This window comes from Actimicrobium sp. GrIS 1.19 (assembly GCF_035984655.1).
In the GTDB taxonomy this organism is placed as follows: domain Bacteria; phylum Pseudomonadota; class Gammaproteobacteria; order Burkholderiales; family Burkholderiaceae_D; genus Actimicrobium.
Genome location: NZ_JAXCHT010000003.1, coordinates 113,014 through 125,865 on the forward strand (window position 1 = coordinate 113,014; position 12,852 = coordinate 125,865).

Genomic DNA, 12,852 nt, shown 5'->3' on the forward strand with positions numbered 1-12,852 from the left:
CATCATCGACAGAAGTTTTTAACATTTGCCGTCTGGACAGATAAGTCTTTCGCTTGCAGCCGAGCCGAGCCAGCCCAGACAAATGTGCGACGATAGCCTGCGAATTGTGGATATTTGCGTGGCATCAGACTCCGATTCAATCCTGACCTGACAAATTTATGGCTGCAGTGCTCTCCAATCCCGCTACGACGAACACGATGTCAGGACTGGCGCGCGCGTTGCTGCAAGCCGGCCGGCTGTCGGCGTTGCAGGCCGACACACTGAGCAAGCAGGCCGCCACCGACAAGATTCAGTTCATCGACGCCTTGCTGGCGTCTGGCACCATCGATTCGCGCGCACTGGCGACATTTTGCTCCGAGACCTTCGGCTATCCGCTGCTCGATTTCACGCTGTTCAACATGTCGTTGCGCCCCGATGGCGTCATCGACAACAAGCTGATGCAGAGCCAGCGTGTCATCGCGCTGGCCAAACGCGGCAACAAGGTCTCGATCGCCATTTCGGATCCGACCAACACCACGGCACTCGACCAGATCAAATTCCAGACCGAGCTAACGGTGGAACCGGTGATTGTCGAACACACCGGCCTGCTGAAGCTCATCGAGCTGTTCGGCCAGAGTGCCGAGCAAAGCCTGAATGACTTGACCGGCGATGGCCTCGACATTGATTTCCCGACCGAGGACAGCGCTGCGCTAAACGACCCCGGCGCGGCTGACATCGATGATGCGCCGGTCGTCAAGTTCCTGCAGAAAATGCTGATCGATGCGATCAATCTGGGTGCCTCCGACCTGCACTTCGAACCGTTCGAAAAATTCTACCGAATCCGCTTCCGGGTCGATGGCGTGTTGCGCGAAATCGCCCAGCCACCACTGGCGATCAAGGAAAAGCTAGCGTCCCGCATCAAGGTCATTTCAAAACTCGACATCTCGGAAAAGCGCGTGCCGCAGGATGGCCGCATGAAGCTGGTGCTGTCGAAGACACGTTCGATCGACTTCCGGGTCAGCACCTTGCCGACCCTGTTTGGCGAAAAGATCGTCATGCGGATTCTGGATGGTTCGCAGGCCCAGATGGGGATCGAGGCACTCGGTTACGACGCTGACCAAAAAGAAACGCTGATGAACGCGATTCAGCGTCCCTACGGCATGGTGCTGGTCACCGGCCCGACCGGCTCCGGCAAGACCGTATCGCTCTACACCTGCCTGAACATCCTGAACCAGCCCGGCATCAATATCGCCACCGCGGAAGATCCGGCCGAGATCAACCTGCCGGGCGTGAATCAGGTGAACATCAATGATCGCGCCGGGCTGACCTTTCCGGTCGCCCTGAAGGCGTTTCTGCGGCAGGATCCGGACATCATCATGGTGGGTGAAATTCGCGACCTCGAAACGGCGGACATCGCCATCAAGGCGGCGCAAACCGGTCACATGGTGTTTTCGACCTTGCACACCAACGATGCACCATCGACGCTCACCCGCCTGATGAACATGGGGGTGGCGCCGTTCAACATCGCGTCGTCCGTGATTCTGATTACGGCGCAACGGCTGGCGCGGCGCCTGTGCACCTGCAAGCTGCCGACCGAGATTCTGCCCGAGGTATTGCTGCAGGCCGGCTTTACCGACGAAGACCTTGAAGGCGACTGGAAGCCCTACAAGGCGGTCGGCTGCGAACGCTGCAGCGGCAGCGGCTACAAGGGCCGGCTGGGCATTTACCAGATCATGCCGATCACCGAATCGATTGAACGCATCATCCTGAGCCACGGCACCGCGCTTGAAATCGAATCCCAGGCAAAACTGGATGGCGTGCGCACATTGCGGCAATCCGGGCTGGTGAAGGTAAAGATGGGTTTGACCAGCCTCGAGGAAATCCTCGGCTGCACCAACGAATAACCGGGAGTCATCATGGCAACTGCGGTACGCAAAACGATCAGCTCGACGGCGGTCAAGGAATCGATCTATGCCTGGGAAGGCAAGGATAAATCCGGCAAAACCGTGCGCGGCGAAATACGCGCCAACGGCGAAGCGATTGTCAACGCGACGTTGCGTCGGCAAGGTGTGATGATCACCAAGGTCAAGAAAAAGACTTTTCGCAGCGGCAAAAAAATTACCGACAAGGACATCTCGCTGTTTACCCGCCAGCTGGCCACCATGATGAAGGCCGGCGTACCGCTGCTGCAGTCGTTCGACATCGTCGCCAAGGGGCACGCCAATCCGTCCGTATCGAAGCTGATCATGGACATTCGCGGTGACGTCGAAACGGGTACCAGCCTGAACCAGGCGTTCCGCAAATTCCCGCTCTACTTCGACCCGCTGTTCTGCAATCTGGTCGGCGCCGGCGAACAGGCCGGGATTCTGGAAGACCTGCTGACCCGGCTCGCGATTTACAAGGAAAAGACCATTGCCATCAAGGGCAAGATCAAGTCGGCCCTGTTCTATCCGATTTCGATTCTTGTGGTGGCCTTCGTGGTGACGGCCGTCATCATGATTTTCGTGGTGCCGGCGTTCAAGGATATTTTCAAGAGCTTCGGCGCCGACCTGCCGGCGCCGACCCTGGTCGTGATGGCCATCTCCGATTTCTTCGTCTCCTACTGGTACGCGATCTTCGGCCTGCTGTTCGGCGGGCTGTACACCTTCTTTCAGGCGTGGCGGCGCTCGCTGAAGATCCAGCGCTTCATGGATCAGGCCCTGCTGCGCGCGCCGATCTTTGGCGCGGTGATTCGCAAGGCGACCATCGCACGCTGGACCCGCACGCTGGCAACGATGTTCGCCGCCGGTGTGCCACTGGTCGAGTCGCTCGACTCGGTCGGCGGCGCATCCGGTAATGCGGTCTATCTCGACGCCACCAAAAAGATCCAGAACGAAGTCAGCACCGGCACCAGCCTGACGGTGGCAATGCAAAATGCCGGGGTGTTTCCGAACATGGTCACGCAAATGGTGTCGATCGGCGAGGAGTCCGGCGCGCTCGACCAGATGCTGGGCAAGGTCGCCGACTTTTACGAAGACGAGGTCGATGAAGCCGTCGCCTCGCTGTCGTCGCTGATGGAGCCGTTGATCATGGTGGTGCTGGGCGTGATCATTGGTGGCCTGGTGATCGCCATGTATCTGCCGATCTTCAAGCTGGGCGCGGTCGTTTGATGCAGGACTGGCTGTTCCTGTCACTGCCCGGCAATGCGCTGGGCAGTGCCTTCGCCGGCATCATCGGACTACTGATTGGCAGCTTTTTGAACGTGGTGATTTATCGCGTGCCGAAAATGATGCAGCGTGAATCCGACAACTACGTCGCCGTGGAAAGTGGCAAACCGCTGCCGCATGACGATCGCTTCAACCTGATGGTGCCACGTTCGGCCTGTCCGAAGTGCGGGCATGCGATCAGCGCCATCGAGAACATCCCGGTACTCAGTTACCTTGCGCTGCGCGGCAAGTGCCGTCAATGCAAGACGCCGATTTCGATCCGTTATCCGCTGGTCGAACTGTTCACCGGGCTGCTGTCGGCGGCGCTGGTCTGGCATTTTGGCGCCGGCCTCGCGGGCATGGCGACGCTGGTATTTGCCTGGCTGCTGATCGCGATGAGCTGCATCGACGCCGACACCCAGCTGCTGCCGGACGACCTGACCTATCCCTTGCTGTGGTGCGGCCTGCTGGTCAATCTGAACGCAACCTTCGTACCACTGGATGAGGCCGTGATCGGCGCTGCGCTCGGCTACGTGAGTTTGTGGACGATCTACTGGGCCTTCAAGCTCCTCACCGGCAAGGAAGGCATGGGCTACGGCGATTTCAAACTGCTTGCCGCCCTGGGCGCCTGGATGGGCTGGAAAATGCTGCCGGCAATCGTGCTGATGTCATCGGTCGTCGGCGCCGTGGTCGGCATTGCGCTGATCGTATTCAGCAAACGCGGGCGCGACAATCCCATTCCGTTCGGCCCCTACCTCGCTGCCGCCGGCATGATCAGCCTGCTGTTTGGCGACATGCTCACGCGCGGCTATCAACACCTGCTGTCGTGAGCGCCGGCGCGGCAACGGTGTTTTCGGTCGGATTGACCGGCGGGATCGGTAGCGGCAAGTCGACCGTCGCCAATCTGTTCGCATCCCGCGGCGCCGCGCTGATTGATACCGATGCCATTGCACACAGCCTGACGGCGCCGGGCGGCATTGCCCTGCCGCCCGTCGTGGCGCACTTCGGCAGCGCCTTTCTGAGTGCCGACGGCGCCATGAACCGGGCCATGATGCGCGAACACGTGTTCAACCATCCCGCCGAGAAAAAAATCCTGGAGCAGATCCTGCATCCGCTGATTCGCCAGGAAGTCGAGCGCGCGGCGCAACAGGCAGCCGGCCCCTATCTCCTCATTGCGGTGCCGCTGCTGGTTGAATCGGGACGCTGGCGGGATCGGGTGGGACGCATTCTGGTGGTCGATTGTCCCGAACAACTGCAGATCGGGCGCGTTGTCGCACGCAACGGCATGACCGCTGCGCAGGTTCGCGCCATCATGGCGACGCAGGCGTCACGGGCCGAACGCCTGGCGGTTGCCGACGACGTGATTCGCAACGATGCCGAGCCCGACAGCCTGGTGGCACAAGTCGATCGCTTGCACGGCCTCTACTGCGCCTTGGCTGCAGCCGCCTGATCCGGGCAAAACCGGCGCCAACCTGGATAAATTGATTCGCAGCATTTGTAATTTCGCGCTGCATCGTTCAGAATCATGCCAGTATCGACAGCTCAACCTTTAAGGGACACCATTTTGATTGTCTACGAATACCCTTTCAACGAGCGTATTCGCACGTTGTTGCGGCTGGAAGACCTGTACGAGAAATTTACCTTCTTTTTGCAGCAAGAACACCCGCTGCAGCACCACGTTGCACTATCGACTATCTTTGAAATGCTCGAAGTCGCCGGGCGTGCGGATCTCAAATCGGATCTGCTGCAAGAACTCGAACGTCAGAAACAGACCCTGCTTGGCTTCAAATCCAATCCGAATGTCGAACCCGAACGCCTTGACGCAGTGCTGGCCGAAGTCGATCGCGTCAGTGCGGCGCTGATCGCGGCGCAGGGCAAGACCGGCCAGAACGTGCGTGACAACGAATGGCTGATGAGCATTCGCGGCCGCACCATCATTCCGGGCGGGGCGTGCGAATTCGACCTGCCGTCCTATCATGCGTGGCAGCAGCGTCCGGCGCAAAAGCGCTACGACGATATCGCCAACTGGTTTGCGCCGATGGCGCCGCTGTTCGGCGCGATCAATATCGTGCTGCGGTTGTTGCGCGAATCGGGTCGGGCATCCAACGCCATTGCCCACGCAGGCAGCTACCAGCAGATGTTGCAGGGCAAGGTGTACCAGATGTTGCGACTGACGATCGACAAGTCACTCGGCGCGATTCCCGAAATCTCGGCCAACAAGTACATGCTGTGGATCCGTTTCACGTCCCAGGATGGCGACATGAAACCGAAGCCGAACGAAGCCGATGTACCGTTCGAACTCACTCTTTGTAATTTTTAGGCGACCCTCAACACATGGCAACTATCGTCGATTGCCCGACCTGCGGCGCCAAAGTCGAATGGTCGGAAAAAAACAGATACCGCCCGTTTTGTTCGGAGCGTTGCAAGCAGATTGATCTGGGCGCCTGGGCAGAAGAAAAATACACCATCCCGGTGGTGCCCAAGCTCGACGAACTCGACGAAGACGAGTCCGAACCGCCGCGCTAACCTGGCACGCGGTCAGGCAAACCGGATCCGGTCCAGCCATTCAATCAACGGAATCGTCGCCGGCAGCAGTGGACTGACGTCGACACTGCCCTGCCACGCAAACGCCTGTCCTTCCAGGCTCTGTGGCTCGCCACGCCAATCCCGGCTGATGTAGAAGTGCAGGCGCACATGGGCGTGTTCGTAGACATGCTCGACGCCGCACCACGGCTCGGCCGTGCGCACCTCGATGCCAAGTTCTTCGACGAATTCCCGTTGCAACGCAGCCAGGATGGTTTCGCCAGCTTCGACCTTCCCGCCCGGGAATTCCCAGTATCCCGCATAGGGTTTGCCATCGGGCCGCTGGCCCAGCAGCACATCGCCGTTGGGCCGCATCAGGATGCCCACGGCGACGTCGATCGGGCCGGGCTCGGTCATGCCCTGCCCACGTGGTCACGGGCGAACTGCCACGCCACCCGGCCCGAGCGCGAGCCGCGCTGCAGGGCCCAGCGCAGGGCCTCGGCGCGGGCGGCCTCGATCTGCTGCGGGGTGCAACCGTAGTGCCCCAGCCAGTGCGCTGCAATAGTCAGGTAATCATCCTGATGAAATGGATAAAACGACACCCACAGCCCGAAACGCTCCGACAACGAAATCTTTTCTTCGACTGTCTCGCCCGGATGCAGGTCGCCGTTGTCGTCGTGCGAATAGGTGGCATTGTCAGCCATCCGCTCCGGCATCAAATGACGCCGGTTCGAAGTCGCATAAATCAACACGTTGTCGGATTGTGCGGCGACGCTGCCGTCGAGCGCGACTTTCAGCGCCTTGTAGCCGCGCTCGCCTTCTTCAAACGACAGGTCGTCGCAAAACACGATAAAGCGTTCCGGCCGTCCGGCGACCAGATCGACGATATCGGCCAAATCGACCAGGTCATCCTTGTCGACCTCGATCAGGCGCAAACCCTGCGCCGCGAACAGGTTCAGGCAAGCCTTGATCAGCGATGACTTACCGGTTCCGCGCGCGCCGGTCAGCAAGACGTTATTGGCGGGCAGGCCGCGCACGAACTGCGCCGTGTTCTGCGTGATCTGCTGCTTCTGCGGCGCGATCTGATGCAAGTCCGACAAGCCGATGGCAGCGACCTGGCGCACCGCCTGCAGCGTGCCGACCTCACCGCGCTTGCGCCAGCGGAACGCGATGCCGGCATCCCAGTCGATCGGCGCCGGCGCCGGCGGAAGAATGGCTTCGAGCCGCGTCATCAGCTGCTCGGCGCGGAGCAGGAACTGATCCAGAGGGGTCGTCATCGGAACAAACTCACGAACGGTAGTCGGCGTTGATCGTCACATACTCGTGCGACAGATCGCAGGTCCAGATGGTCGCGCTGGCATCTCCGCGCGCCAGCGTCACGCGCACCGTGATTTCGCTTTGACGCATGACGCGCTGGCCATCGGCCTCCTGATACGCCGGGTTGCGGCCGCCATTGCGGGCGACGTGCACATCGTCAAGGTACAGGTTGAGCTTGCTGACATCCAGATCGTCGACGCCGGCATACCCGATTGCCGCCAGAATCCGGCCCAGATTCGGGTCGGACGCAAAAAATGCCGTTTTCACCAGTGGCGAATGCCCGATCGAATACGCGATCTTGCGACATTCTTCGACGCTGGCACCCTCCTCGACCGTGATGGTGATGAATTTGGTAGCGCCTTCGCCGTCGCGCACAATCATCTGCGCCAGTTCGCGCGCAATATCAGTGACGGCCGCGGCCAGCGCGGTGTATTCGGGCGAGTCGATCTCCAGCACCTGCAGTCGTGCGGCGCCGGTGGCGATGAGCATGAACGAGTCATTGGTGGAGGTATCGCCATCGATGGTGATGCAATTGAACGATTGGTCCGCCGCTTCCTTGACCAGATGTTCGAGCACGGTTTGCGATACGCCCGCATCGGTGGCCAGAAAGCCGAGCATGGTTGCCATGTTCGGCTTGATCATCCCGGCACCCTTGCTGATACCGGTCAGCGTAATGGTTTCACCGTTGATCGACACCGTGCGCGAGGCCGCTTTCGGCTGGGTGTCGGTGGTCATGATGGTCTCCGCCGCGCTGTACCAGTTGTCGGCACGCAGGTTGGCCAGCGCCGGCGCCAGACCGGCCGTGACACGTTCGACCGGCAGCGGCTCCAGAATCACGCCGGTAGAGAATGGCAGCACCTGCGAGACATCGCATTCCAGCAGATCCGCCAGCGCACTGCAGACGGCATTGGCGGCGCTGAGGCCCTGCTCGCCGGTACCCGCGTTGGCATTGCCGGTATTGATGACCAGCGCACGGATCGGCGCATCGGACAGGCGCAACCCTTCCAGATGGGCCTTGCAAACCTGCACGGGTGCGGCGCAAAACCGGTTGGTGGTGAACACGCCGGCGACAGTCGCCGTCGGCGCGAGCTTCATCACGAGCACATCCTTGCGATTGGGTTTGCGCACCCCCGCTTCAGCGTAGCCCAGTTCGATACCGGCGACAGGTTTCAGGTTTGCAGCGACAGGGAGCGGAGAATTGACGGCCATGGAGGGACTCGGTGAGGGGTTGAGCGAAAGGCAGTCGATATTGTAAACGCTGCCCTGCGCGACAGGACCGGATTGACGACGTAAAAAAAGGCGGAAAAAATTCCGCCTTCTTGCTGTGCATTACCGTTGTGTTACGCCAGCTTGCCGTGGCACTGCTTGTACTTCTTGCCGCTACCGCAAGGACAGAGATCGTTACGGCCGATCTTCATCCCGGCAAAGGCAGGCTCGGACTTGTCGGCATCCGGATTGACGGTCGGCGCGAGCAATTCTTCGGGCGCCATCGCGGCGTCGAAATCAGCATGCTGGTAACTGACATTCTCGACATGCGACTGGGCCAGCAATTCCTCGGCCGCATCGATTTCCTCGCGCGACTGGATGCGCACCGTCATGACGGTTTTGACAACGTCGTTCTTGATCATGTCCAGCATCGCACCGAACAATTCGAACGCCTCGCGCTTGTATTCCTGTTTCGGATTCTTTTGCGCATAACCGCGCAGGTGGATACCCTGGCGCAGATGATCCAGCGCGGCCAGGTGTTCGCGCCAATGCGTGTCGACGCTCTGCAGCATCACGCTGCGTTCGAATCCGCCAAACGACTCCTTGCCGACGATCTCGACCTTGGCATTGTAGGACGCATCCGCAGCTGCCAGCACGCGGTCGAGCAATTCCTCGTCCGTGATGTTGGGGCTGGTTTCGAGCGCATTGGCCAGCGAAACATCAAGCTGCCATTCGTTGGCCAGCACGTTGTCCAGCGCCTTGATATCCCACTGCTCTTCCAGCGATTCGGCCGGCACGTATTCGCGCAACAGATCGTTGAACACGCCATGCCGCAGCGACGCGATCAGCTCCGAGACGTCCTGCGATTCGAGCAATTCATTGCGCTGGGTGTAAATGACCTTGCGCTGGTCGTTGGCGACATCATCGTATTCCAGCAATTGTTTGCGGATGTCGAAGTTGCGCGCTTCAACCTTGCGCTGGGCCGACTCGATCGAGCGCGACACGATGCCCGCCTCGATCGGTTCACCTTCAGGCATCTTGAGACGATCCATGATCGCACGCACACGGTCGCCGGCAAAAATGCGCAGCAGTGCATCGTCGAGCGACAGGTAGAAACGCGACGAACCCGGATCGCCCTGACGCGCCGAACGGCCGCGCAACTGGTTGTCGACCCGGCGCGATTCGTGCCGTTCAGTCCCGATGATGTGGAGGCCGCCGGCCTTGACCACGTGGTCATGCAGTGACTGCCATTCATCGTGCAGCTTCTGGATGCGGGCCTGCTTGTCGGCGATGCCGTCGTCGGCTTCGATATGCTGGGCCTGCTTCTCGACATTCCCGCCCAACACGATGTCGGTCCCGCGACCGGCCATGTTGGTGGCGATGGTGATGGCTTTCGGACGGCCCGCCTGCGCAATGATCTCGGCTTCACGCGCATGCTGCTTGGCGTTGAGCACGTTGTGCGGCAGCTTGGCCTTGGTCAGGATGCCCGACAGCAGTTCGGAATTCTCGATCGAGGTGGTGCCGACCAGCACCGGTTGACCGCGTTCGTAGCAATCCTGGATATCGACCAGCATCGCCTTGTATTTTTCTTCGTTGGTCTTGTAGACCTGGTCCTGCCGGTCCTTGCGCTGGTTCGGGCGATTCTGCGGAATGACGACGGTTTCGAGGCCGTAGATTTCCTGGAATTCGTACGCTTCGGTATCGGCCGTGCCGGTCATGCCGGACAGCTTGGCGTACATGCGGAAGAAATTCTGGAACGTGATCGACGCCAGCGTCTGGTTCTCGTTCTGGATCTTGACGTGCTCCTTGGCCTCGACCGCTTGGTGCAGGCCGTCGGACCAGCGCCGGCCGGTCATCAGACGTCCGGTGAATTCGTCGACGATGACGACTTCATCGTCCTGCACCACGTAGTGCTGGTCCTTGAAATACAGCGTGTGCGCGCGCAGCGCGGCATACAGATGATGAATCAGGGTGATGTTGGCGGCGTCGTACAACGAGGCCCCCTCCGCCAGCAGGCCGAAGCGGGTCAGGATCTGTTCGGCTTTCTCGTGACCGGCTTCGGTCAGCAGCACCTGATGGGCTTTTTCGTCGCGGGTGTAGTCGCCAGGGACTTCGACCGCGCCTTTTCCATCCGGCGTTTCTTCACCGATTTGCAGTGTCAGCAATGGCGGCAGTTCATTGATCTTGTGGTACAGCTCGGTGTGGTTTTCGGCTTGTCCGGAGATGATCAGCGGCGTGCGCGCCTCATCGATGAGGATCGAATCGACTTCATCGACGATCGCAAAATTGAGCCCGCGCTGCACCCGATCGGCCATATCGAAGACCATGTTGTCGCGCAGGTAGTCGAAACCGAACTCGTTGTTGGTGCCGTAGGTGATATCGGCGGCGTAGGCGGCCTGCTTGGTATCGTGTTCCATCTGCGACAGGTTCACGCCGGTGGTCATGCCGAGCCAGCCGTACAGGCGTCCCATCCAGTCGGCATCGCGCTGCGCCAGATAATCGTTGACCGTCACGACATGCACGCCCTTGCCGGCCAGCGCATTCAAGTAGGCCGGCAACGTCGCCATCAGGGTTTTTCCCTCGCCGGTGCCCATCTCGGCGATTTTGCCGAAATGAAGCACCATGCCGCCAATCAGCTGTACGTCGAAATGGCGCATCTTCAGCACCCGCCGACTGGCTTCGCGACAGACCGCAAACGCCTCGGGCAACAACGCGTCGAGCGTCTCGCCATTGGCAATGCGCGCCTTGAATGCCGGCGTCTTTGCCTGCAACTCGGCATCGGACAGCTTTTCAATCGACGGTTCCAGCGCGTTGATCTCGCGGACCGTTTTTTGGTATTGCTTGAGCAGGCGCTGGTTGCGGCTACCGAAAATCTGAGTCAGTAATGACATGCTTGGATTCTAAAAAAAGCGCCGTCAAACACGCCAGCGCAGGGCAACACCCGGCGCAAGCGGAACGGACAAGGGCTAAAAGAGACGGAGTTTATCATGCGACCCCTGCCAAGTTGGGGTAACCGCCCGGTAAACAATAGCCATCTGCCAAGTGGACTACTTCTGCGTGACCAAGGGCACGCGTCCCTGGTCGGCGCCGGCAATGAGGAATTTGTGCGGGTCCTGCTGCACGCCTTTGACCAGCACCTCGAAATGCAGGTGCGAACCGGTCGAGCGCCCGGTCGATCCAATGTCGGCAACGTACTGGCCGCGCTGGACGATATCACCGACTTTTGCCAGCAAGCGGGACGCATGCGCATAGCGCGTCACGATCTCGTTGCCGTGGTCAATCTCCAGCATGTTGCCAAACTGATGATGAAATTCCGCCGCAATGACCACGCCGCCAGCGGCAGCGATGATGTGCGTTCCGGTCGGCGCAGGAAAGTCGATCCCCTCATGAAACGCACTGTGGCCGGTGAAGGGGTCAAAACGCCAGCCAAAACCGGAGGCGTTATAACTGACATTGACGGGCTGGATGGTTGGCAGCAGCTTCGAGCGGATCTTGTCGAACATAAGCGTGGTTTCCACCACATTCATGTAGTCGGAACGGTGTTCGACATCGACCGCCAGTGCGTCCAGCGCACTTTGAAATGCACTCAGGGTCAGTTCGGGCGGGCGCGGGCGCAACCGGTTGGCGGGCTCGGAACCACCGCGACCGGGCAATTCCTTGAAATTGAATTCTTCCGGCTTGACCCCGGACAGCCCTTGCACACGCTCGCCCAAGGCATCCAGACGCATCAACTGGGCCTGCATCTCGCCGAGCTTGATGGCCATCGCGGCGAGATTTTCCTTCAGATACTTGTCTTTTTTGCCGGCGTCGTCCGGGCTGGCCGAGGACAACATATTTTGCAGGAAGGGCAACTTCAGTTCGGTGGCGTGGGTGAGCGCAATCCAGGTTAGCAGGCTGGAACACAACACCAGCGCCACCAGCGCCACCACACCACCGACCAGCCAGTGCCGGTACGTCAGCGTGATGGATCGGGCCTTGGTAAAACGGGGGTGCAACAAAATGATTTGCATCTCGACTCCGTTCGCTGGCTTGCGTGAATCTGGTGTGCCAATGCTGTGCTAAGGTTGCGCGATGACGCGCCCTTCCACATTTGTTCCATTCAAAACCGGCTCACGCCAGCCGCCAACGCCCAAGGGTGCCGCGGATTTTTTGCGCGGAAATGACAAAATGGCAGCATTGCTGCCGTCAGTCACGCGAATGATGGCGCTGCAAAACGATTGCGCGGCTTCCCTGCCGTCGATGTTCAGTGCCTGCGGCGTCCTGCAGTTCGAATCGGGGCAGTTGGTGCTGTCCACGCCCAACGCTGCGCTGGCGTCGAAGCTCAAACAGCAACTCCCGAAATTACAGGACGGATTGCAGAAGTGCGGGTGGCAGGTTAATGCAATCCGTCTCAAAGTGCAAGTTGGCCCCCCACTCGAAAAACCGGCGCCTGTCAAGCAGTTGAAGCTGCCTGATCCGGCGATATCTGCCCTGACCGAACTGGAAACGCTGCTGGAGAATTCACCGCGCAATGCGACGCTGCTGGCGGCCATCCATGCACTGGTAAAACGTCCGCGGGCCTGAGGGTCATGTTCCCGGCCAATTGTTGCGGCAGAACAGCCAAAGTTACGTGCCTGCTGGGGTTGCATTAGCGATACGGTTA

At 60.0% G+C, this 12,852-nt stretch carries 13 protein-coding genes; 7 read left to right on the forward strand and 6 right to left on the reverse strand.

Annotated elements, in window-relative coordinates; all coding sequences use genetic code 11:
• Positions 1-197: 197 nt before the first annotated feature.
• The 6 genes from pilB to yacG all read left to right on the forward strand — a co-directional run bounded on the left by pilB (position 198) and on the right by yacG (position 5,690).
• Positions 198-1,883 carry a type IV-A pilus assembly ATPase PilB gene (gene pilB / locus RCH09_RS03775; protein ID WP_326939712.1) on the forward strand — a complete coding sequence of 562 codons (1,686 nt, stop codon included), beginning with the start codon at positions 198-200 and terminating at the stop codon, positions 1,881-1,883.
• 12 nt (positions 1,884-1,895) lie between these two features.
• Positions 1,896-3,128: a type II secretion system F family protein gene (locus RCH09_RS03780; protein ID WP_326939713.1), complete on the forward strand. Its 1,233-nt coding sequence runs from the start codon at positions 1,896-1,898 to the stop codon at positions 3,126-3,128.
• Entirely contained in the window at positions 3,128-3,994 is an 867-nt protein-coding gene (locus RCH09_RS03785; protein WP_326939714.1) for a prepilin peptidase, read from the forward strand. The genes RCH09_RS03780 and RCH09_RS03785 overlap by 1 nt, the downstream gene beginning before the upstream one ends.
• On the forward strand, positions 3,991-4,614 hold the full coding sequence (coaE, locus tag RCH09_RS03790) for a dephospho-CoA kinase (RefSeq protein WP_326939715.1): 624 nt from the start codon (positions 3,991-3,993) through the stop codon (positions 4,612-4,614). The genes RCH09_RS03785 and coaE overlap by 4 nt, the downstream gene beginning before the upstream one ends.
• A gap of 114 nt (positions 4,615-4,728) precedes the next feature.
• On the forward strand, positions 4,729-5,484 hold the full coding sequence (gene zapD, locus RCH09_RS03795) for a cell division protein ZapD (RefSeq protein ID WP_326939716.1): 756 nt from the start codon (positions 4,729-4,731) through the stop codon (positions 5,482-5,484).
• A gap of 14 nt (positions 5,485-5,498) precedes the next feature.
• On the forward strand, positions 5,499-5,690 hold the full coding sequence (gene yacG / locus RCH09_RS03800; RefSeq protein WP_326939717.1) for a DNA gyrase inhibitor YacG: 192 nt from the start codon (positions 5,499-5,501) through the stop codon (positions 5,688-5,690).
• Between the two features lie 12 nt (positions 5,691-5,702).
• Here the strand turns inward: yacG and RCH09_RS03805 are convergent, their stop codons facing one another.
• From RCH09_RS03805 to RCH09_RS03830, 6 genes are all read right to left on the reverse strand, one after another.
• Entirely contained in the window at positions 5,703-6,104 is a 402-nt protein-coding gene (locus RCH09_RS03805) for an NUDIX domain-containing protein (protein ID WP_326939718.1), read from the reverse strand.
• Positions 6,101-6,964 (reverse strand): ATP-binding protein, encoded by an 864-nt coding sequence (locus RCH09_RS03810; protein ID WP_326939719.1) that lies wholly within the window; start codon positions 6,962-6,964, stop codon positions 6,101-6,103. Before RCH09_RS03810 ends, RCH09_RS03805 begins: the two co-directional genes overlap by 4 nt.
• Before the next feature lie 10 nt (positions 6,965-6,974).
• Positions 6,975-8,213: a bifunctional glutamate N-acetyltransferase/amino-acid acetyltransferase ArgJ gene (gene argJ, locus RCH09_RS03815; protein ID WP_326939720.1), complete on the reverse strand. Its 1,239-nt coding sequence runs from the start codon at positions 8,211-8,213 to the stop codon at positions 6,975-6,977.
• Positions 8,214-8,344: 131 nt separating this feature from the next.
• Positions 8,345-11,101 carry a preprotein translocase subunit SecA gene (secA, locus tag RCH09_RS03820; protein ID WP_326939721.1) on the reverse strand — a complete coding sequence of 919 codons (2,757 nt, stop codon included), beginning with the start codon at positions 11,099-11,101 and terminating at the stop codon, positions 8,345-8,347.
• Positions 11,102-11,257: 156 nt separating this feature from the next.
• Positions 11,258-12,220, reverse strand: coding sequence for a M23 family metallopeptidase (locus tag RCH09_RS03825; RefSeq protein ID WP_326939722.1), 963 nt, complete (start codon positions 12,218-12,220; stop codon positions 11,258-11,260).
• 48 nt (positions 12,221-12,268) lie between these two features.
• A complete protein-coding gene (locus RCH09_RS03830; protein WP_326939723.1) occupies positions 12,269-12,535 on the reverse strand; it encodes a hypothetical protein in 267 nt (88 codons plus the stop codon).
• A 70-nt stretch (positions 12,536-12,605) separates the two neighbouring features.
• Here RCH09_RS03830 and RCH09_RS03835 point away from each other — a divergent pair, with 70 nt between their 5' ends.
• A complete protein-coding gene (locus RCH09_RS03835; protein WP_326939724.1) occupies positions 12,606-12,773 on the forward strand; it encodes a hypothetical protein in 168 nt (55 codons plus the stop codon).
• The last annotated feature ends 79 nt before the right edge of the window (positions 12,774-12,852 follow it).

Excerpts from the sequence above, each read along its gene's own strand:
- pilB (WP_326939712.1), top strand. The coding sequence starts at position 198 with ATGTCAGGACTGGCGCGCGCGTTGCTGCAAGCCGGCCGGCTGTCGGCG.
- RCH09_RS03780 (WP_326939713.1), top strand. The coding sequence starts at position 1,896 with ATGGCAACTGCGGTACGCAAAACGATCAGCTCGACGGCGGTCAAGGAA.
- RCH09_RS03785 (WP_326939714.1), top strand. The coding sequence starts at position 3,128 with ATGCAGGACTGGCTGTTCCTGTCACTGCCCGGCAATGCGCTGGGCAGT.
- yacG (WP_326939717.1), top strand. The coding sequence starts at position 5,499 with ATGGCAACTATCGTCGATTGCCCGACCTGCGGCGCCAAAGTCGAATGG.
- RCH09_RS03805 (WP_326939718.1), bottom strand. The coding sequence starts at position 6,104 with ATGACCGAGCCCGGCCCGATCGACGTCGCCGTGGGCATCCTGATGCGG.
- RCH09_RS03810 (WP_326939719.1), bottom strand. The coding sequence starts at position 6,964 with ATGACGACCCCTCTGGATCAGTTCCTGCTCCGCGCCGAGCAGCTGATG.
- argJ (WP_326939720.1), bottom strand. The coding sequence starts at position 8,213 with ATGGCCGTCAATTCTCCGCTCCCTGTCGCTGCAAACCTGAAACCTGTC.
- secA (WP_326939721.1), bottom strand. The coding sequence starts at position 11,101 with ATGTCATTACTGACTCAGATTTTCGGTAGCCGCAACCAGCGCCTGCTC.
- RCH09_RS03825 (WP_326939722.1), bottom strand. The coding sequence starts at position 12,220 with ATGCAAATCATTTTGTTGCACCCCCGTTTTACCAAGGCCCGATCCATC.